The sequence below is a fragment of the Campylobacter concisus genome (genome assembly GCF_003048595.2).
GTDB classification, from domain to species: Bacteria; Campylobacterota; Campylobacteria; order Campylobacterales; family Campylobacteraceae; genus Campylobacter_A; species Campylobacter_A concisus_L.
In genome coordinates this window covers 56074-77663 of sequence record NZ_CP049270.1, presented here as the reverse complement: position 1 = coordinate 77663, position 21590 = coordinate 56074, and the positions used below count along the sequence as shown (strand labels likewise).

At 33.6% G+C, this 21590-nt stretch carries 14 protein-coding genes and 2 pseudogenes; 4 read left to right on the top strand and 12 right to left on the bottom strand.

Annotated elements, in window-relative coordinates; genetic code table 11:
- Window positions 1–91: 91 nt before the first annotated feature.
- The 9 genes and pseudogenes from CVT15_RS09855 to CVT15_RS00285 all read right to left on the bottom strand — a co-directional run bounded on the left by CVT15_RS09855 (window position 92) and on the right by CVT15_RS00285 (window position 7871).
- Window positions 92–286 (bottom strand): type VI secretion system contractile sheath small subunit, encoded by a 195-nt coding sequence (locus CVT15_RS09855; protein ID WP_230853950.1) that lies wholly within the window; start codon window positions 284–286, stop codon window positions 92–94.
- A gap of 744 nt (window positions 287–1030) precedes the next feature.
- A complete protein-coding gene (locus tag CVT15_RS00320) occupies window positions 1031–1456 on the bottom strand; it encodes a hypothetical protein (protein ID WP_196373535.1) in 426 nt (141 codons plus the stop codon).
- A 217-nt stretch (window positions 1457–1673) separates the two neighbouring features.
- Window positions 1674–1955 (bottom strand): hypothetical protein, encoded by a 282-nt coding sequence (locus CVT15_RS09850; protein ID WP_230854003.1) that lies wholly within the window; start codon window positions 1953–1955, stop codon window positions 1674–1676.
- A pseudogene (locus CVT15_RS09845) lies at window positions 1888–2451 on the bottom strand (DotU family type IV/VI secretion system protein). Before CVT15_RS09845 ends, CVT15_RS09850 begins: the two are co-directional and overlap by 68 nt.
- 8 nt (window positions 2452–2459) lie before the next feature.
- A complete protein-coding gene (tssK, locus tag CVT15_RS00305) occupies window positions 2460–3854 on the bottom strand; it encodes a type VI secretion system baseplate subunit TssK (protein ID WP_103576535.1) in 1395 nt (464 codons plus the stop codon).
- A 1-nt stretch (window position 3855) separates the two neighbouring features.
- On the bottom strand, window positions 3856–4266 hold the full coding sequence (gene tssJ, locus CVT15_RS00300) for a type VI secretion system lipoprotein TssJ (protein ID WP_230853949.1): 411 nt from the start codon (window positions 4264–4266) through the stop codon (window positions 3856–3858).
- A 173-nt stretch (window positions 4267–4439) separates the two neighbouring features.
- Window positions 4440–5870: pseudogene (locus CVT15_RS10255) on the bottom strand (thioredoxin reductase).
- A gap of 917 nt (window positions 5871–6787) precedes the next feature.
- Complete coding sequence (locus CVT15_RS00290) at window positions 6788–7384, bottom strand: hypothetical protein (RefSeq protein WP_196373532.1); 597 nt, start codon at window positions 7382–7384, stop codon at window positions 6788–6790.
- A complete protein-coding gene (locus CVT15_RS00285) occupies window positions 7371–7871 on the bottom strand; it encodes a hypothetical protein (protein ID WP_141089738.1) in 501 nt (166 codons plus the stop codon). Before CVT15_RS00285 ends, CVT15_RS00290 begins: the two co-directional genes overlap by 14 nt.
- Before the next feature lie 661 nt (window positions 7872–8532).
- Here CVT15_RS00285 and CVT15_RS09825 point away from each other — a divergent pair.
- The 4 genes from CVT15_RS09825 (at window position 8533) to CVT15_RS09810 (ending at window position 9898) form a co-directional block, all read left to right on the top strand.
- Window positions 8533–8775, top strand: coding sequence for a hypothetical protein (locus tag CVT15_RS09825; protein WP_107898323.1), 243 nt, complete (start codon window positions 8533–8535; stop codon window positions 8773–8775).
- Window positions 8776–8807: 32 nt separating this feature from the next.
- A complete protein-coding gene (locus CVT15_RS09820) occupies window positions 8808–9395 on the top strand; it encodes a hypothetical protein (protein ID WP_230853945.1) in 588 nt (195 codons plus the stop codon).
- 181 nt (window positions 9396–9576) lie between these two features.
- On the top strand, window positions 9577–9747 hold the full coding sequence (locus CVT15_RS09815) for a hypothetical protein (protein ID WP_230853944.1): 171 nt from the start codon (window positions 9577–9579) through the stop codon (window positions 9745–9747).
- On the top strand, window positions 9716–9898 hold the full coding sequence (locus CVT15_RS09810) for a hypothetical protein (protein ID WP_230853943.1): 183 nt from the start codon (window positions 9716–9718) through the stop codon (window positions 9896–9898). The genes CVT15_RS09815 and CVT15_RS09810 overlap by 32 nt, the downstream gene beginning before the upstream one ends.
- Window positions 9899–11216: 1318 nt before the next feature.
- On the opposite strand, the gene CVT15_RS00275 is transcribed toward CVT15_RS09810, so the two are convergent.
- The 3 genes from CVT15_RS00275 to CVT15_RS00265 all read right to left on the bottom strand — a co-directional run bounded on the left by CVT15_RS00275 (window position 11217) and on the right by CVT15_RS00265 (window position 21102).
- A complete protein-coding gene (locus CVT15_RS00275; protein ID WP_196373531.1) occupies window positions 11217–15293 on the bottom strand; it encodes a hypothetical protein in 4077 nt (1358 codons plus the stop codon).
- A gap of 2791 nt (window positions 15294–18084) precedes the next feature.
- Window positions 18085–19371: a retention module-containing protein gene (locus CVT15_RS10250; protein ID WP_196373542.1), complete on the bottom strand. Its 1287-nt coding sequence runs from the start codon at window positions 19369–19371 to the stop codon at window positions 18085–18087.
- A 798-nt stretch (window positions 19372–20169) separates the two neighbouring features.
- Window positions 20170–21102: a hypothetical protein gene (locus tag CVT15_RS00265; RefSeq protein WP_103576529.1), complete on the bottom strand. Its 933-nt coding sequence runs from the start codon at window positions 21100–21102 to the stop codon at window positions 20170–20172.
- Between the last annotated feature and the right edge of the window lie 488 nt (window positions 21103–21590).

Below are 21590 nucleotides of genomic sequence, written 5' to 3'. Positions count from 1 at the left end.
CTCTCAAAATCAAGGTCAATATTTAAGTCTTCATTATTAGAATTTAGCTTATTTTTTTACAGAGAAATTTTGTATGAATATCTAAGCTTTTTCATAACCTGATCAAAAATTTATTTTTATTGATAGAAATCACTTCACGATCTTCAAGTGGAGTTTGGTTTTCACCAGTTAAATTTGCAACTACCATAAGTTTTAATGGAAGCTCTACATCAGCCTCTTGGTCATTTGTCTTAGTTTTATAAACTATATTTATGCGTTCTTTTGGTGGGGTTAGATTATCTGCCATAGTAACATCCTTTTTTTCATAAATGATTTAAGAATTATATTTAAATAAAAATTAAAGGCGATTTAAAAAAACATATTTTATCACACAAATGTTTTTTTGCCTTTATATATATGTCTGATAAATAATCTTTTAAGCTCGGTATTTTTCTATGAAATTAACTATTTGTGTATAGGTAGCTTTTTGCATTATTATTCATACCTTGAGCAGTAAAAATTTTTTTGATAATTCAAGCATGAAATTAAGCTCGCTTTGAGCACTTGAAGCATGCTTGCTTTTTGTCTAGTTCTTTTATTAGATCTTCAAAACTCATATCTTTTTTTACTATCACCGCTGGAAGTAAATTCCCAAAGAGTTGCTTTTTAATAAAAAAATTTATTTATATCTTCACTAAAAAGCTTCTCCGCTTTGAGATTTGAGCTTTTTTTATATCTGGAAAATTTATCAATAAAAATTTTAAAACCATATCACAAATAAGATCACTTTGCCTTGCAAGTCCAGCACTATTTAAAAAAACTCGCAAAATATCTTAATGCCTTCTATCCAAAATGGGTTAAGTGCTAAATTTCTTATAAATTTTTTTCTAAATTGTCAAGATTTAGTTCGTTACTTTTTTAAAAAAAATCATAATTAGATTTTTCATCAGGATAACGTATCTGTGTTATTTGATCGCTACTTGATGGAAGTGCCTTTATTCTGCCCCACATTGCTTCAAAAATTAAAGCATAAGCGGTAAAATTTTTAATATCACTCTTTAAAAAGCATTAGTGATAAATTTATAAAATATTCTCTAAATTCTCTATCATTAAATGTGCTAATATCATTGCTGCTAAATGAAACGTTTTGATGGTAAGTTGGCTCAGTTTTAGTAATTACTTTTGGCTCTTTGGCTTTTAAAATTTCTTCTTTTTTTTCTTCTATATGAAGCGTATCAAAACGTGTGCCAAGCTCTTGTGAAAGCTCAGGCACAAGGTCATTAAACGCTTTTGCGTCAGCTTGATCCAAAGCTTTATCATTAGCTTGCGTAAAAAGCTCTATTGTTTGAGCTATTATCTTTTTTAGCAGGTAGTTGTTTTTTTCATTTTTTTGCAAGTAAATTTGGCTCTTTTTTAAAAATAGATAGAAAAAAAGGCAAAAGCTTTTTATAAGTGTCTTAAAAAGCCTCTTTGTCATTTAAATTTATAGCAGAAATCGCTAAAAATTTAAAAAGCTTAGCATCAAGGCTAAACTCACTTAAGGCTTTTTAAAGATGAGCTAAATACATAATCCCACTTTTATGCTATCATGCATCAAAGTTTTTATACTTTGACATTTCATCAGTTAAACTAATATAAAGCTCATTCTCTAAAAAAATCTTCATTAAATTTATTACAAAAAAATTATCTTGCACTTACTTGTTATCCATAAAATTCTCTATCTTATTATTTAGAACGCTATCGTTTCTGATATTGTTTTTGATCCATAGAATATGTACTATATAAAAAAATGCAGCTGCAATCATGGCAATAGCTAGCAAAATGAAATAAAATTTTAAACGCTTTAGCGAAAATACCTCAAGAAAGCTTTTCTTTGTCTGTTTTAAGTAACTCTTTTCAAATACATTTTCATCGGCCTTTATGAGCGGAGAAACGGCCGCAGCTATATTTTTCACAAAGATAAGAAAATTTTTCATTGCAATCTTCTTGGGTTTCATATTTTCCTTTATAACCAAGCACCAAACAAGCATATATAAATTCTAAGAAATCTTTATTTTTTTGCCAACATTTTCAAACCACTTATCCATAATGCCAAAGAATTTATTTCCGCCTAGATTTTTCATTAAAAAAATCTTGTTGTCAGGGTATTATTGGCCCAAAAAGCTGTTCATAAAAAAATTTCATTTTTAGCAAGCTCTCATCTATAAAAAAAACACAAAGGCAATATCTAAGCCTAATAATATCGTCTTCCTCGTAAATGCCTAGATTTGATATCTTTGAAGTAGTGCTTAAGATATCGTTTATCAATTTTTCACGTAAATTTGCCATTTCACTTTGTGAAAAATTTTGTAATTTTGAAACCCTATTTGCCAAAAGGAGCAATGGCAACACATGATCTAATGCAAGATTTGTGCCAAGACCCAAAAGATTTGTTTGACTTAAAACTGAGGTTTCATTTTGATTTTCGTTCATTTTTATCCTTATAATAAAGCCCACATTTTAATGTCAGCATTCGGTAAATTTGCCGTTATATAAACGCTAATCACATTTTGATTTGCAAAGCTTTTAAAAATTTCATCTTTTTTGTCTATCTTATAGTAGATATAATCGTTTAACTTCGGTAAAGTACTAGGAACAACAGAAATTTGCTCTACGTTTATACCTCTTAGCTGTGAAGAAACTATGCCTTTTATATTTGATTGAGTATGGATTTTGCACTGCTCTTTAAAATTTTTAAGAAGATACTCATTTTTCGTATCACTGTGAATAGCAAAATAAATTTCTGAGTTTTCAATAATGCTTGGATTATCAAAAATACAGTCATAAAAGCCGTGATTATTTTTAACAATCTGTGCCATTATATATTTTGGAGATAAGATATGTGAGAATAAAAGTCTTAGATTATTTATCAAAGGCACAAAAGTTTGAGTTAGGTTATTGTGATCGTAGGCGATAAATTCGCTAAAACTATTATCATGACTAAGTGCTAACAAATCAGCCTGAAAATCAACTAATTTTTCATACAAATACTCTGGGTGAAATTTATCTTTCTTTAACAAATAAGAGAATATCAAATGCCATTTTTTTAGCATATTTAGTGTTAAATATGTTGAAAAATCAAGTCTATTTTTAGCTTGATCAACACCTCCTAACAACCCAAAATAACTCTCTTGATGTTGCTTTGTAGCAAAGCTAAGCTCCTCTACAAAATTTATTATAAAGGTGTTTTTACTGATGTCAATACAAGTTGGAATAAATTTTTCGTCAAGTGTTATTTGCTTATTTAGGTCTATATTTTTTATTTTACAAATTGGTATGCTAAGCTCGTAAGGCATCTTTGAGCCAAATACTCCAAGAGATGATCTTTGGCTTGCTAGGATTAGATTTTCTTTATCTTGTGTAAAGGCAGAAGATAGTTCAAAATCATCTTTATCATCTAGCTCGTTTAATATATCATTGCTAGCTTCATCATGCACTCTTGAGCTAATAAGTGCTTGCTTGGCTGTAAATTTTAGATTTGGTAAATTATTTTGCAAGCTAATATCAACCAGACCTGAGCTAATAGGTAGTTTTAACACTACAATGGCTGAGTTTAGTTCACTTGGGCTTATCTCAAGTGGCTCTGGTAATTCATCTTGATCTGGCGCGTTAAAAATCGTACCATCTTGAGAGATACAAGAAATTTTAGTTAGCCCTATTTTGCCTTGAAGCAAAAGATCGCTTGAAATTTCTAAATTTAAAACACCGTATAAATTTGAAAAAGAAGAGATAGTTTTTAGGTTTAAATTTCTCTCAAAATATCTTTCTTGCTGCTCGAAATGAACCTTATCAACGTTCATTCCGTTATACCAAACGACTTTTAGCTTTTCAGACATTTTATTTGCTTGCTTGTATTTTAGAGCTACTAGCGTCTAAAACATTTACGCCATTTTTTGTTATTTCAAAAACTATATTTTTTTCTTTTATCTCTTTTGTAGCTTTATAAGCCTTGATATTTGTCTTGCTCTGATCAGCATAAAGTACCAAAATACCGACATACGGAACCTCGTCAGGATATACATTTGTAAAAGCGTATCTATTTGTATTTGGCTGAATTTGTGTTTTTATAGAGTCAATCTTGTCATAGCCTAATATTTCACCATTTCTCTCGGCTAGATCGATAATGCTAGCTTCTTTAAATTTAGCCACATCTCTTAATTTATAAGCTATGATAGTTATAGGAACATTATCGCCATGATAGTTCAAATTTGAATTTGGCATATTGCTTATAATAAGATCTTTTTGCACATCCTGTAAGAAATAGCATAAATACTAAAAAAAGATAGAAATTTAAATATTTTTTTCATGAGTTCCTTTACCTGATTTTTAATAATATAACTTTTTGCGTAATTATATCTAAAAATTTAGATGATGCTCATTTTAAAATTAATGTTCTTAAACAAAACTTTTTATATTTGCTCTTATTCCTTTATATTATGCTCTTTAGCATAGCTTAGGATCTTAGCTCTAAGATCTTCAGGAAAGCTTTCTCTATACATTACTGGTGTTAGAGGGTTTAGCTTTTTATCTAATTTACCAGCCTCATATAGTCTTGTTAGCTCTTCTGGAGTGTTATAGTATGGTGCATTTGGATATCCTTCTGGTGGAGTTAGAGACATTATTTTAGATTCTAGAAGAGTGGAGTCGATGTACTGGTGGAGTTAGAGACATTATTTTAGATTCTAGAAGAGTGGAGTCGATGTAGAGGTCTATGTCTCTATCTTCATAATTAGCTGGATAGCCTTTTTCAGAAAAAATCTCTGCATATTCTGGCAGTTCTTTTTTTACATACGCCACAAATTCTTCCCTTGTAGTCTCATTTGCATCTAGGTCTCTAGGATCAAGTAGTTTGCCTTCGTCTTCCACAAGTTCTCTTAAAACTCTATGCATTGATCCTGTAGGGTTAATCACTACACCACCCCTATTAAAATCCATCACAAAGTAACTTCCCACTATCTCATCAAGATAGGGCATCATGCCATATTCATCTAGTGGTGGATTTTTTTAAATAAATCTCGAAATTTTATTTTTGCTTGCAAGTCTTTATTTGAGCCTGATATATAAGACGAAGAAGAAAAGTATCTAGCTAACACTTTTTAAAGCATCTCACTTCTCCCTAGTTGGGCTGCTAAGAATACTGCTTGTCTAGCTCTTGTTTTAAAGCCAGAGTTATTTAATACAGTAGCTGAAGAAAATGATCGTCTATCTCCTAATATACCTGCACATATATTCCACTCACCATTAAATAATCTTGATTTAAGTGTATTTTTTTATTTCTATCTACTTCATCATAAAATTTCAGCATACTCAGGCTTTGTTAGTTTGCCATTGCTATCTACTCTACCTATAGCATCTTCAGGGATATCTACCATAGTGCATTTTAGATTACTTCTTTTTACTAGATAGATATATCTATCTCTCTTATCTTTTTAAGCTTTCATAGTAAGCTTTTTTTCTGATTTAGTCCAAGGAGCTATCTTATTTGAACTTGATTTATAGCTAATATCTAGCCAAGGTTTAAATGATAGATAGTCTGTTTGACCTAAAGAGTTTGGTTTAGGGTTATAGTATAGTGGTTTATAGTTTTTTTATAAAGATGAGTCTAGGATGGAGCGGGAGTCAAGGAGCATTTGGGAGTGCTCTTTTACACCTATAGTCTCACTCCCATAATCAAGAGGTGAGACTGATAAATTTGTATTTTTATCAAATGGTATTTCCATTCCATTTGGAGCTATAACCATATATGTATTATTGTTATCCATTAAATTTCCTTTATTCATTCTTTTATTTATTGCTATTAATGATATGGCTATTACTAAGATAGCTAAAGCTGTAAATATAATCTTCTTCATCTTTTATCCTATTTGCCTATCAGTATCCTCTCACCTATCTTTCCAGTTACACTTATAATGAATCCCATAAATCCGCCAACTATAGTCTTTATAATAATTCTATTTGCATCTGTATCTTTTGGTATATCTTTAAGTTGAGAATATAGCTCTATGGGTGAATTAACAAAAAGCACTTATTCCTACCGCCGCTAGCCAATTACTAGCACCTCCACTGAATCCGTCACTTAAAGCGTTTATTAATACTTCAGTATAGTCTAGCCATTATCTATATACTATACCCATTACCACATTAATGCTGCCAATTTATTTATTTCTTAATTTTACATTTGTAGAAATTAACGAATTCTTACTTTTTTTCAAATTTAACTTTTTTTGCTTCTTTTTGTTTTTTTAGGGTTTCTATTCTGTGGTTTATGTGGTATAAATTTTTCCAGGTCGAAAAGCCCAAAAAAATCACACCAATAGTAGAAATCCATGAAAAAGATGCAAAAAAATAAACTAAATATCCATTTGATTTGTAAATTATGAATTTAATGAGAAAGTAAAAATAACAATAGGAATAAAAATAATATACCTATTTTTTTAAAATTTTTTTATATTTTTTTAGATTTATTATAGATTATATAACAATGGCGAATAAACTTAAAACAAAAAAATATAGTACAAGCAAACCCAAAAATATAAGATAATCCAAGCAACTAATGGGTGATGATTGGCTAAATATAGGATTAAATCTACGATTTTATATTGAAATTCTCGCCAGAGAACATTAAAAAAATCATTCATTACCACTACCGCCGATAGTATTGTCTTTTTATTGTGTTGCGAAGTTCATAATTTACTCCTTGAAAAAAATTGTATGTCTAAAAAAATATTTCCACCATTTTTCTATCATATTATTTAATAATTTATCTTCCCTATTTATTGATTCTGTATTTAAGAAATCTCTCCATTGTTTTGATATTGCACCAATTGAATGCTTTACTTCTTTTTGCAGAATTTATCATGCTAGGCACGATCGCTGCTCCTGCGACTGCACTAAAAACAACACTAGGATAATTTAAATGAATATCTCTAAAATCTACATACCCATTATTGTTTATAGCTTGATCATAAATTTGAGTTCCTACTTGCAAACTAGTATCTATCGTAGCACCGGCCAAACCGGCTTTAACCGAAGTTTTAGCTTCTTGATTTAGTATAAGTCTTGACAATCCTTTTGTTCCTGCATTTGCAATAAAGCTACCACCGCCTGCGCCCAAAAACATACCCGACATATCGATTAAAGCCCCGGGAGTATTTTGATTAAAGTCTTTACCTTTATAAAATTGATTATTTGTAGCCGTGAAATAGTCTTGGAAATGCAGTAATTCATCGCCGCCATAATAGTTTTCAAATTTAAGCCCTTGCGAATTTTCATTGATAAATTTACTTGCCAATAATTCATCGTTTTTGTCAAATTGCGTTTTACCAAATATTTTACCAATTAAGCCGATATTTTCATCGGCGTCCACTATAGAATTTTGCCGAGTGATCCAATAGTTTCTTTGCTTGTAAATTATTTAATGAAATTCCTGTTTGATCTTTATAAAATTCTTTAAAATTATCCACATTTTTATCAATCCATTGTTTTTCGTCGTTATGCAATGGTCTATTCGCTCCCAAATTCCTATCTAGATTTGCAAATTCTTTATTGTTATTTATCATATTTGGCGTTACGGCCGTGCTTAGAGGCGTTTTAGAGAAGTTCTTATCGTTTAGCCATAGAGAGTGAGAGAAATATCTAGTCGCAAAATTTGAGAAATTTGATGCATACTTAGTATCATCATCTCTATTTTTGTTTATATCTCTATGATCTTGTGTTTTCTGGCTATTATATCCTCTTTCGTATGTATGTATAGCCTTTACATTATTTGGTAGACATCCTAAATTCTTCATAACGGCAAGCATTATTAGTGTCATAGCAACTCTTTCGTTTTTGCATGCAAGACTACTTTGCATAGTCTTTCTCAAAGCTTTCTTGATAATCTTTAAGTAAATTTTTACAAAGGATCTACTGTACAAATCATCATCTTTAGCATTAAAATTTGTAACGATTAGCGGTGATTGGATGTTTAATGTATTTTAAAGGTGACATAAATAAAAGCTAGAAGCAAGAATTTAAAACAAATTTATTTTTATGGCATTACAAGGGTGATGACTTTATAATCATTGGAATTTTTAAGAAACTGTCCCACTTTAGTAACTAAGTGTTCCACTCTTAAAGGAAATTTTAAAGAAAGGGAAAGAATAAAAGCATCACTGCTAGTGCCTAAAATAGTATGTTCTGGTGTCACGGGGGAGACTTGAACTCCCGACCTCCGGCTTATGAGATAAATTTTTAAATATCGCTTAAAGCCCTGCTACATCGCCATTGCAAACAACTTTTCCCAATAAGCACTAGTCAAGTGTCCCACTTTTGTTCCACTACAAATCCATGGTACACCTAAAAAACCGCAATGGAATTTATTACTACCGAAGTGTCATCACCCCAAAAGCAAGAAAAGTTTTTAATTGTTCAAGAGAGTTGTGTTTCTCCTTGGGGACTTGTTCCATATTAAAAGCTAGAAAATCTGCTAGAATCTATAATAGATATATTTATCTCATAACAAAGGCAGTAGATATGAAGCTAAATCAAGGAATTACAGATTCACTAGTTGATAGTTTTATGCAAGCAAAGATCGATAAGAGCATAAAAGAGCATTCACTTTTTGATAAAAAGATAGATATTGACTTTACAGATGCACTAAATCGGCACTTCAAAGAAGCATTAAAAAATGATAGCTTTCCTGAATTGCTCAAGCAAAGCAATGAGGCTTTAATAAATAAAGCCAAAATTTTATCTAATAACTTGATGAAGCCATAGATCAAGATGATAAGGCCAGCATAGCTCAAACCTTGCTTCAGAAACATATATTATCACTAAACTATCTTATATCAAAGCTTGATAAAAGCACAAACCTTGTTTCTAAAAAGCTTAAATTTTTAAACAAACAAGATGAAAACCATAGCTTTGAATCAAACGATATAGATAGCTTTCAGGACAATATTGAAACCCTTAATGAGACACATGGACTGCCTCTTAATAAAGAAGGCATTAAAAATCTAACTAAAAATTTCTCACATGCCATAATGACAACCGCTAAGCAACAATATGGACTTAACACTCCTGTTAAGCTAATAAAAACTAAAGACGATGAGCGGAGTGTAGAGCAGATACTAACTAGTGATAGTCATATCATAGGTAAACGCATAAAAGTAGGTGATAAAAGCTTTAGTGTAGGTATTTTAAATGATGAAATAAGACAAGAATATGAGATAGTACCATGCTCCGCCAGCCAAAGAAATGCAGAGAGCAAAGAGACCATTACACTAAAAACAGCATTTGAAAATTTTATAGCAAATACTAACATTAGCCAAAAGTGGTCAAATAGCACTATGGATTTGGTAAATATAGTAGGAAACATACTATTTAAAATTTTTTAACCCAAACAAAGAGATCACAGCCATATCACGAGATGATTTACTTAGATCTAGAAATACTTTAGCTCTCATACCAACCAAGCTAAATCAAAAAGCCAAATATAAAGACAAAAGCCTAGAGCAAATCATACACATAGGCAAAAAAACGATCCTAAGCTATCACAAGTAACTATACAAAAAGTATATGATAAGGGTTATTCAGTTCTTTAAGTATTGCTATAACAGCGACTACATAAGTAAGAGCATTGTAAATGACCTAAACGTAAAAGTAGAGATAAATCCGATGGAGCACAAGGTGCTACCTTATAGCAAGGAAGAGGCTAATGCTATCTTTAAAAATAGTCCAAAATTTTAAAGATATAAACAAGTCGCCAAGCAAGCGGATAAACGCAAATGATCTATACTATATAACTATGATAGCAGCATATAGTGGCATGATGATAAATGAGATAGTTCAGCTAAGAGCACGTGACATTGTGCAACACAATAATGTGCTTTTGCTTTAGTATAAATAGAGATGATGGCAAGAGTACTAAAAAAATATAAATTCCCATAAGGCTCGTGCCAGTGCATAGCAAGCTAATAGAGTTTGGACTAATGGAGTTTGTAAAACAAAAAAAGCTAGTGCGAATAAAAAGAATCTTCAAAGTAAGTAACAAAGACTTTTCAGAAATTTCTTTGAGATCACAAATACAACGAAAGCTAATAAGTAGCGACAAACAAAAGACTTTTTTTACTCGTTTAGGCACTATTTTATAGATACGCTTGTCCAACAAGAAGTAGAGCCAAATATCATAGCTCAAATAGTAGGACATGAGAAGCAGTATAGAAATTTTACTTGGAACATATGCTACAAATATAAATGCTATTGTATTAAAAGCAAAAGTCGAAATGGTAAGTTACTAATATATCTCATAATACATTTTATTACGTAACTTTACTTCACTATACGTGTTTTTACGTGGTTTTTACCTAGGTATACTTGTTTTACTTCACTATACCCTACTATACTTAACCTAACTTCACTTAACTATACTTCACGTGACTTCACTATACGTAAAATACGTATACTTACTTTGCTATACGTAATTTACGTTACTATACTTAGGTATGCCTATTTTACGTAGTTTTTACTTTTGGTATACGTGCTTTACCTTACTGTACTTCACTATACGTGTTTTACGTGGTTTTTACCTTATGTAACATTACGTAAAAATTATGCCACCATACACTTTAATTATCTAGATTCACCCCTATTAAGCATCAACATTTTTTATATGTTGATAAATAAACTTACTTAGCAAGCTCGGGCTGAGCTTGCTGTAAGGTCTTAGCCAGACGGGCAAAAATTTTTTTATTTAGTAGAGCAAAAGAAAAAAATATAAAAAAATTTAGACGAACTTTATCCATTAAATATGATTTTTTTGGTAATAAAACATTTAAATTATAACTAAGGATCCAATAAAAAAACTTAAGAATATTTAAAGATATAGCACTGAGAATTTTTTTAAAGAGCAAATAGATCGTTTTTATAATGGTTCTTTGAATTACTAATAAAAGGTGAGATGTAGGCTACCAGCAAGATAAACCTATTAGTGTAATAAAATCAACCAACTACACTAAATTTAACTATCCATTTTTTTATCGACTTTATCGGAACCAAAAAAACTGTAGGTACTTTGTAGTCTATGTATTTGGTTTTTAGACTAAGCCGTCTAGCAAAAACGTCTTAAATACTATAATTTATATTAGAAATAATATAAAAAAAGATCAATATATGAAGATAAAAATTGCGACGAGTTTTAAGCTCGTCGCAAAGCTTTCTTAGAAGTCGGTATGAATTTTTTGGTCTACCTCTATTTTAACGGTATGCCCATTGATTTCATACATACTTTCGTAGGTCCTATTGCCGCTATTGGTATCCGCTGTTCTTTTCCATTCATGGTTATCTAAATTAACTCTATCGTGATCGTCGCCCAAAATTTTTAATCTAACGTCTTTATTGTCAGTTATATCTAAAACGTTTTTCGGACTAATCGTTAGATTAACTGCGCCGTTCGCCCCATCATCTCCAAGTTTAATTTGTTCAAATTTATAAACTTTATCGCCCAGATTCGCTACATTATTTAGATCTACGCTTTCTTTAAATACTAAAGTATCCGTACCGTTGCCGCCGTACATTCTATTGTTATTTGCGTTAAATTCTACCGTATCATTACTGATATCTTGCTCTACTTTTATAGTAAACGAAGATGCTACGCTGTGATTTGAACCACTTGAATCAGCCGTTTGAGCCACCACTTTTACGTCATAGGCTTTTTCCGGATTTACGTTTATTTGAGTCGAAATGTGACCGTTATCTATATCGGCTTTAGTTAGTCCTTCTAGCTCTTTCGTAACAGTTTTGCTATGATCGTTCGGATCTGTATAAGTAAGAGAAATTTTATCTCCCTCTCTAGCGTCTTCCGGTAAATATAGCGTTACGTTATGCAAGCCCTTGTTGCTCGCATCTTCGCTTTCGCTATAAGAGCTTATATATTGCATTTTTTCTAGCTCGACCTCGTTAGTAGACGTTTGCTTGTATTCGCCTTTACTGTTAGTTAATTCAGCTTCTGCGCTATACTTATGGCCTACACTCACATCTATATCTTTTAGATTTAACGCTCCTCCTTCAAGAGATATCTTGTTGCCATTAGTACTTTTAGCAACAAGTTCACCGTTTTCTTTTTCAAGCGTAAAATTTTCGGTTCTGGTGACTTGACCGTCGGTTTTTATAGTAACGCTAATCTTATCTCCGGCCATAACGTTGCTTGGAAGCTTTAGACCAAGAGTAGTTTTACCGGCATTGCCGTCTATCGCCGCTTCGTCTCTGCTTAGAACTTTATTGCGACTTAAGTCCTCGGTGAATACCGCTTCGAGTTTTCCGCTAAAGCCCATATTTAAATTTATATTCTTATTGTCTATCGTTTTATCTTCGCCGTATGCGTCGGTTAACGTAGCTTTTACCGTAGTCGGAACCAATGCTGGAGCCGGATCTCCCGAAGTTGGCGCAGTATATGCAAGCTTAACGTTAGGAATTTTTATCGCGTTATCTATCACGTCTAGTATTTCGCCACTTGACGAAACTGCCTTTATTTTACCGTCTACGCTTTTTAGCTCGTATTCTCTAGGCGTAGATTCTGTGCTAATCTCTACTTTTAATTTATCTCCGATAGATGCGTTGTAAGGTATAGTCACAGTTGCCGTAGTAGTATAAATATTGCCATCTTCGTCGGCTTCTACGCGGTCTATTGTGCCATCCCTATTTAGATTATCTTCGTCGAACGTTACCTTAATAGGCTTATCATTTAGTCCTCTCTCTAGCTCGATAGGCTTTTCTCCGGTTGTGCCCTTATTAACCCCGGCGCTATCTTCTAGCGTTACTTTCGTAGTCGTTTGTGTACCAACTTGAACGTTTACCGGAACTTTGATAAGCCCTTCTTCGATATTTACTGGATTATCGTTTTTATCCACAGCACTTATGGAGCCGTCATTATTTTTAGTAAGAATGTACTCTAGCTTTCTATTGCCGCTTGGCTCGCTTGGCTCATTTTTTATATCTACCGTTAGTTTATCACCGGTTACTATTTTGCCAACAGGTAGCGTTATAACAGCATTCGTCTTGCTTGCTGTTCCGTCTTGATTAGCTTCGGCTCTACTTAATTTAGCGTCTCTATTAGTATCCTCCTCATAAGTTACCATTAACGAATTGCCGCCGCCGGAAGCTTTTTTAATATCGTTTGTTGAATTCACAGCTACGCCTTTACCTTCGTAATCGACTACCTCGGCGCTAACTTTCGTAGGTCTTGCATCATTAATAGGAACGGAAACTTTAACTATTTTATTATCGTCGGTTTCTATCGGCCTGCCTATTTTGTTTTTAGCGGAATCTATTTCGGTAATTTCAAATTTTCCGTTCGCATTCTTCTCGATAAGGTAAGATTTCTCAAGATTATCTATCTTAAGTTTTAATATATCACCGTTAACAGTATTTGACGGAAGCTTAATACTTGCCGTCGTTTCATTTGCCGTAGTGGCTATAACTCCGTCGTTATTTTTGTCTTCGTCGAACTTAATTAACATATCGTTATTTAAGGTGTCCATAGATATATTATTTTTAGCCTCTGCGACCGCTCCGTTTTTATCGGTAACGCTAACCGAAATCTTCGTATCGCCGCTCGTTTTTAGTTCTATATCTTTTATAGTTACCGCACCGTCTTTTATTTCTAATTTTTCGCTTCCATTAGAAAGAAACAGATTGCCGTTCTCTTTTTCAACGATATAATCCTTTTGGGTTCCATCTATATCAATACTTACCTTGTCTTTTTCCAAGATATTATTCGGAAGCGTTATTTTAGCGGTAGTTTTATAGATCGCTAGATTATCTCCGCTTGCGCTTTCAGGTCTTGAGAGTAGCGAATTTTCATTCTCATCTTTATCAAACGCTATCGAAACTCTATTTAGATTAGAAACGGTTATAGAGGCTTTAGCTACTGGGCTTTCATCGACGGCTACGTTATTATGAGTAGCATCCGAGAGCACTTGAGCCGTTACTTCGGTTTGCTTGCCGGTTTTCATCACTACGTCTTTTATAACGAAACCTTTTTTATCCGAAGAAAGTTCTATTACGTTGCTGCTATTGTTGTACTCCGTTATTTTGCTAATCTTTGAACTTTTACTAGCATCTTTTCCGTTCTCGTCAAGTTTATAAATAATGTAAGTTTTTTCAGTTTCATTTCCGTTAGGATCTTTGATGGTTACTTTTACTTTATCACCATTAACAGCATTTGATGGAATTTTTATAGTAACGTCGGTTAGGTAGTCACCATTTGCGCCTTTTCTAGCATCGGTTCTACTTACGCTTGTACCGCCTTTTGCGTCTTCAAATATTACTTCTGGGGCCTTGATGTTCTCTATCTGGGTAGTCGCTTTTTTGCTTACGTCCGTCGTTACCGTATCGTCATCCGTTCCTTTTCGGTAGTCTAAGGTAGCCTCTACGGTAGTTTTTTTGCCGGCTTCTAGCCCTACGCCTTTGAGTATATATTCGTATTTTTGATTTGAAGTCGGTTCGGCAGACGGAAATTTACTTTCTAGGTCAGGATAATCGCTTGGTTTATTTGACGTTATAGAGTTTAAAAATCCTTTTGCGTCCGTGTGGATAGTGTATTCTCTCGTTGTCGTCCCTTTGATAGGATCTTTTATTTCAAGTCTTAATATATCGCCATCTCTTACGTTTTTAGGGATTGAGATGATTGCATCTATTTCATTTACCTTGCCGTCCTTCATGCTGTCTGATCTTGATAGCGCGTCGTTGCCACCACCTACTTTTACGCTTTGTTTTTCGGCAAATTCTACGTATATGCCCTCTTTTTCGACTATAACTTCGTCTTTATTAGATTCGTCGCTTTTTTTGGTAACGCCGTTGTTTTCTAAAACTACGGCATTTTCTATGGTCGTCTTAAAATCTCTAGATACCGGTACGCCTTTTAGCGTAATACTTTGTTTATCTGCCGAAATAGTCGCTGTTATACCGGGAGCTATCGTAGTCTCGGTCGTATCCGAAAGATTACTTAGTTTAAGCTTTATATTAGACGTACTGTCTGTTGTAATATCAAATTTTAAATAATCGTCAGCCGCTTTAACGCCGTAAGGAAGCTCAATCTTTGCCGTAGTAGTTTTTAGATTACTATCGCCGCTTCTGTTTTCATAAAAATTTAGCATTCCGCCAGTCACCGTCATAGACTTGTAGTGGAACGAAGATTCAAAAAAAAAGCCTTTTCTTCTGATATAATCATACCCGTCAACGGCAATAATTTTGATCAAAAATTCATAAGATACGGCGTATGGTTCAGAGATCGACATCCGAGGGATATTTTTTTTCGCCGCGATGATGCTTTTGAATGTTACAAAGACATCTTCATGTGTCCATAACAAATAAATAAAATGAATCTATTTTGGATGCTTAATGTTAATTTTTCTTTTTTAATGCGATCAGTAAAATTCAAAATAAATACTCTTTTAGGAGTTTTGAAGCTGTTTGGTGTTAAAATAAATGGAACAGTGGTATATTACAATAAAATACTTAATATGTTTACAAGTCCAGAATAATGTTAATATAAATACAAAAAATGTACCCAAACATGGTTTTTGGAAGAAAGAATCAAAAAAGCTGAGCGCTCAAAAAAAAGTTTATCTTGGGTAATCAACAATAGGCACTTTTATATATCAAATAAGGAGTTTTTTAGAATGTGAAGTTTTTCTGAATGACAAAATAAATGTACTTCAAATAACATCGCAAGGAATAAGGTGTAAGTTAACACCGTGGAAGAAAGTTTTTAAGCAAAAATACAATAAAACAACAAGTTAATAATGTAAATAAGTTGCCAATTGGGAACATAATGAATATAGGAACTATAATCGTGAATAACAAGAGAGGGAATGTTGGAGTGTGTATGTAATCAGATCTGTGCTGCTCATTGCTGTTACAAAATCCTGCAAATTAAACAAGAAGAAGGAATGTACCCAGAAAGCACACTGCGTGTTTCTGATGTTTGACGTGTTGAGAAAATGCCAAGGAGTTTTCAAAGGAATTTCAAAAAATAATTTCAACAGAATGTTGTACACTTCGCCGCCCTAAGCAAGAAAAGGTAATAGTGGTTTCCAGACATTGAAAATCCATAATAAAAGTGGTAATGTAAAACTGTGAGCATCAAGATCACTGCTTTACAACTAAAAAATAAATGTTAGGAAAATATAACAACAAATAACAACTTCTTCATTCTCTAGTCGTTTGACGCTTGTAAGTAAGGAGTCTGGGAAGTGCAAAACATATAACCGTTATTTTTTATTTCAGGAGTAATGGTTTCGGTTTTATTCTCAGTCGTACCATCTGGTTTAGTAATAGTAATTTCTAGCTTATCTCCTACATTTGCGTCCGCAGGAACGGTAATTTTAACAGGAGTCGTATTCGGATCACCATTTGCTTCATTTTCGCTTTTATTTAAAAATCCGTCATTATTTGTGTCTCTCGTAAATTCTACGGTTGGAGTAGTCGGAGCAATCGTATCGGTAGTTATCGTATCTCTGCCTTCGCCGCCCTTATTTCCAGCCTGATCGGTTATATAGGCGCTTACGGTAGAAGGCTTTCCGTCTTTAACAGGAATGTCAGGTATTATATAACCGTTATTTTTTATTTCAGGAGTAATGGTTTCGGTTTTATTCTCAGTCGTACCATCTGGTTTAGTAATAGTAATTTCTAGCTTATCTCCTACATTTGCGTCCGCAGGAACGGTAATTTTAACAGGAGTCGTATTCGGATCACCATTTGCTTCATTTTCGCTTTTATTTAAAAATCCGTCATTATTTGTGTCTCTCGTAAATTCTACGGTTGGAGTAGTCGGAGCAATCGTATCGGTAGTTATCGTATCTCTGCCTTCGCCGCCCTTATTTCCAGCCTGATCGGTTATATAGGCGCTTACGGTAGAAGGCTTTCCGTCTTTAACAGGAATGTCAGGTATTATATAACCGTTATTTTTTATTTCAGGAGTAATGGTTTCGGTTTTATTCTCAGTCGTACCATCTGGTTTAGTAATAGTAATTTCTAGCTTATCTCCTACATTTGCGTCCGCAGGAACGGTAATTTTAACAGGAGTCGTATTCGGATCACCATTTGCTTCATTTTCGCTTTTATTTAAAAATCCGTCATTATTTGTGTCTCTCGTAAATTCTACGGTTGGAGTAGTCGGAGCAATCGTATCGGTAGTTATCGTATCTCTGCCTTCGCCGCCCTTATTTCCAGCCTGATCGGTTATATAGGCGCTTACGGTAGAAGGCTTTCCGTCTTTAACAGGAATGTCAGGTATTATATAACCGTTATTTTTTATTTCAGGAGTAATGGTTTCGGTTTTATTCTCAGTCGTACCATCTGGTTTAGTAATAGTAATTTCTAGCTTATCTCCTACATTTGCGTCCGCAGGAACGGTAATTTTAACAGGAGTCGTATTCGGATCACCATTTGCTTCATTTTTCGCTTTTTATTTAAAAAAATCCGTCATTATTTGTGTCTCTCGTAATTCTACGGTTGGAGTAGTCGGAGCAATCGTATCGGTAGTTATCGTATCTCTGCCTTCGCCGCCCTTATTTCCAGCCTGATCGGTTATATAGGCGCTTACGGTAGAAGGCTTTCCGTCTTTAACAGGAATGTCAGGTATTATATAACCGTTATTTTTTATTTCAGGAGTAATGGTTTCGGTTTTATTCTCAGTCGTACCATCTGGTTTAGTAATAGTAATTTCTAGCTTATCTCCTACATTTGCGTCCGCAGGAACGGTAATTTTAACAGGAGTCGTATTCGGATCACCATTTGCTTCATTTTTCGCTTTTATTTAAAAAAATCCGTCATTATTTGTGTCTCTCGTAATCTCTACGGTTGGAGTAGTCGGAGCAATCGTATCGGTAGTTATCGTATCTCTGCCTTCGCCGCCCTTATTTCCAGCCTGATCGGTTATATAGGCGCTTACGGTAGAAGGCTTTCCGTCTTTAACAGGAATGTCAGGTATTATATAACCGTTATTTTTTATTTCAGGAGTAATGGTTTCGGTTTTATTCTCAGTCGTACCATCTGGTTTAGTAATAGTAATTTCTAGCTTATCTCCTACATTTGCGTCCGCAGGAACGGTAATTTTAACAGGAGTCGTATTCGATCACCATTTGCTTCATTTTCGCTTTTATTTAAAAATCCGTCATTATTTGTGTCTCTCGTAAATTCTACGGTTGGAGTAGTCGGAGCAATCGTATCGGTAGTTATCGTATCTCTGCCTTCGCCGCCCTTATTTCCAGCCTGATCGGTTATATAGGCGCTTACGGTAGAAGGCTTTCCGTCTTTAACAGGAATGTCAGGTATTATATAACCGTTATTTTTTATTTCAGGAGTAATGGTTTCGGTTTTATTCTCAGTCGTACCATCTGGTTTAGTAATAGTAATTTCTAGCTTATCTCCTACATTTGCGTCCGCAGGAACGGTAATTTTAACAGGAGTCGTATTCGGATCACCATTTGCTTCATTTTCGCTTTTATTTAAAAATCCGTCATTATTTGTGTCTCTCGTAAATTCTACGGTTGGAGTAGTCGGAGCAATCGTATCGGTAGTTATCGTATCTCTGCCTTCGCCGCCCTTATTTCCAGCCTGATCGGTTATATAGGCGCTTACGGTAGAAGGCTTTCCGTCTTTAACAGGAATGTCAGGTATTATATAACCGTTATTTTTTATTTCAGGAGTAATGGTTTCGGTTTTATTCTCAGTCGTACCATCTGGTTTAGTAATAGTAATTTCTAGCTTATCTCCTACATTTGCGTCCGCAGGAACGGTAATTTTAACAGGAGTCGTATTCGGATCACCATTTGCTTCATTTTCGCTTTTATTTAAAAATCCGTCATTATTTGTGTCTCTCGTAAATTCTACGGTTGGAGTAGGAGGTATAATGATATCTGCTGCATCCTGTGCATTTAACCTACCTCCACTTATTGCAGAATAATCACTTATATAACTACCTCCATTATCCGGTAAATTACCATAATTGGCGTATATGTTACTAATGTGGCCTCCTTCTGCAAAGCTAGTAGAAGATAAGCTTACGCCATCTCCACCATTACCACCTGCTTGTGGACCACCTGCAGCAGTTTCTTCTAGAGCATTAAGATCTGTTCCTTTTAAGATGGCTTGTTGTAAAGCTGAGATATCAGCTACTGTTTCGTTATTGTTAGAGTCTTGATCTAGAGTTATAGTATCTTTACCTATTAGAGTTATATCTTTACCATCAGTTTGAGTTATTGTTACTTTAGAGTTAGAACCCTCTGTAACTATCTTTTCACCTTGGTATACAATATCTCCTACACTTAATTGTCTTACCTCTCCTGTTAAGTCATTAAGTGCTCTTGCTATTCCTCCATTTACGCTTTTTAACTACTCCGGCTTCTTTAGCCATCATGTTCTCCTTATTGTTTATAGTATTTGAAATTTTAAATGAATTATATAAATTTTAGAAGTATATGTCTATTGTACTGGGGTACAATGCGAGATTTTTATAATATAAATAAACAGCATTGCGATACTTCAGAATTTATTTACCATTGCTCTACCCCTAGAACATATTATCACCTGATCGCCCCTTTTTATAGTGTTTTATCTTTTAATTGATTTTTGGGATTTTTTGTTTTTATATTACTACTATACTTTTGATGTCTCTAGAAAATTTCTCTACCCCATCTCCATCAAAGCATCATCTTTTGTAAATTTACCTCTTAGCTCTGGCATTTCATTTACTATCATATCTTTTAGCTCTGGGTTGATATTTGCTATTTCTAGCAAAAGACCTAAGCTTTTACCATTAAAGTCTTTTAGTTTGATATTTTCACTTTGTAAACTTTTATTTTTATATGTTAGAGCCAGATTTTCTCTATTCTTACTCTCTATTAATGCATTTTGTTTATTTATCTTTGTTTGTTGATTAGTATGTGCTTTTAGTTTGTGTCTAAGAATTGTTATCTCATTATCTTGCCCAGCTTTGGTCTCTTTTAAACCATCTGGCTCTTTTTCTAGCTGCTCTTTTTCTTTTAAGACTTCTATACTTTTCTCTTTATTTTCTTCTATGATCTTGTTTTGTTCTGTTATTTTCTCAGCAAGAAGCTCTACTTGTTCTTTTAGCTTCTCATCAGATGTGATGATAATGTTCTCTTGTAGCTATTCAAAAACAGAATTTCTAAGACCTGCTATTAAAGCTCTTTTTTCATTTGGCTCTAACCTAAAGTACTCGTCGCCCCACAAAGGCTCTTTCTTTTGCATATACTTATTTGCTTCCGCTTCTATAAGCTTTTGAATTTTCTCTTTTAACTCTTGCTCACTCTTATATTCTCTTGCTATTTGGTGCATTTGGGTTAAGCTCTTGTGTCTATTATTGCTTGGCTTGCCGCGAAGCACTTGACCTTCAAATGCCTCTGCTCCCATATCCTGTAGCTCTTTACCAAATTCTGCTGTTTGTGCCCTACCGCTAAATCTCAAATTTGCATGCTTCTCAAAGTTGTAGTTTGTAAAGATGATGTGATAGTGTTTGGTCTTCTCATCATTATGCTCAGCTACAAGCAGACACTTTACACCATACTTTGAGCAGTATGCATTTATAAATCTCATTACTCTATCCATGCGTATGTTTTCATTTATAAATTTTGACTCTTCTTTGCTTAATCCTCCTTTTGGCTCTTTCTTCCTATCTGTGCCAAACGTGATGATAATCTCACAAAAACCAGCCATATCTTTACGCCAAGACTTATTTATAGGAGTTTCTTTGCCTTTTCGTTTTTGTGTATAAGACTGCTTGGTATAGTCTTTCTCAAAGCTATCCTGAAAGCCTTTAAGTAAATTCTTTACAAAAGATATATTATGTAGCTCATCATCTTTACTATTGGCATCTCTCATGTTACCATTGCCATTAAACTCGCTTAGAAGTTTGTAACGATTAAGAGTGGTTGGATTTTTGTTGAGATACTTTATATGCTTCTTTTGATTTTTCTCACGACATGCATGTGCAAATCTACCTATGACTCTACCATATGTTAAAAAATCTGACCTTACGTTTATAACTAGGTTGTGGTCATTTATTTTATATGCATTAGCCATGGCAAATCACCTTACCATATGAACTTTCTCTCGTGCTAGCGGTGCTAGTTACTATCAATGAAAAATTTTTCATTTTTATCCTTTTAAAAGATATTTATAGTAATTACACCAATTTTGGAAAAAATTTCAGCTAGAAATACAAATTTTTGTAAAAAAGTTTATTTTTTAAGAAAGAAAAATCAAAAATATTAAAATGATAAATGTTGAAAGTGCGTATTTAAGGTAGTTTCGTATAAAAAACCAGAAGTAGAAATTTAAAACAAATTTATTTTTATGGTATTAAAAGGGTGATGGCTTTATAATCGCTACATTTTTAAGAGGCTGTCCCACTTTAGTAACTAAGTGTTCCACTCTTAAAGGAAATTTTAAAGAAAGGTAAAGAACAAAAGCATTACTGCTAGTGCCTAAAATAGTGTGTTCTGGTGTCACGGGGGAGACTTGAACCAAGGGCGTCCGGCTTATGAGGGTTTTTTATATGAGCTCACAAA

Coding starts and splice junctions, on each gene's coding strand:
- CVT15_RS09855 (WP_230853950.1), bottom strand. CDS start 286: ATGGCAGATAATCTAACCCCACCAAAAGAACGCATAAATATAGTTTAT.
- CVT15_RS00320 (WP_196373535.1), bottom strand. CDS start 1,456: ATGACAAAGAGGCTTTTTAAGACACTTATAAAAAGCTTTTGCCTTTTT.
- CVT15_RS09850 (WP_230854003.1), bottom strand. CDS start 1,955: ATGAAAAATTTTCTTATCTTTGTGAAAAATATAGCTGCGGCCGTTTCT.
- tssK (WP_103576535.1), bottom strand. CDS start 3,854: ATGTCTGAAAAGCTAAAAGTCGTTTGGTATAACGGAATGAACGTTGAT.
- CVT15_RS00285 (WP_141089738.1), bottom strand. CDS start 7,871: ATGCAAAGTAGTCTTGCATGCAAAAACGAAAGAGTTGCTATGACACTA.
- CVT15_RS09825 (WP_107898323.1), top strand. CDS start 8,533: ATGAAGCTAAATCAAGGAATTACAGATTCACTAGTTGATAGTTTTATG.
- CVT15_RS09815 (WP_230853944.1), top strand. CDS start 9,577: ATGATAAGGGTTATTCAGTTCTTTAAGTATTGCTATAACAGCGACTAC.
- CVT15_RS09810 (WP_230853943.1), top strand. CDS start 9,716: ATGCTATCTTTAAAAATAGTCCAAAATTTTAAAGATATAAACAAGTCG.
- CVT15_RS00275 (WP_196373531.1), bottom strand. CDS start 15,293: ATGTCGATCTCTGAACCATACGCCGTATCTTATGAATTTTTGATCAAA.
- CVT15_RS00265 (WP_103576529.1), bottom strand. CDS start 21,102: ATGGCTAATGCATATAAAATAAATGACCACAACCTAGTTATAAACGTA.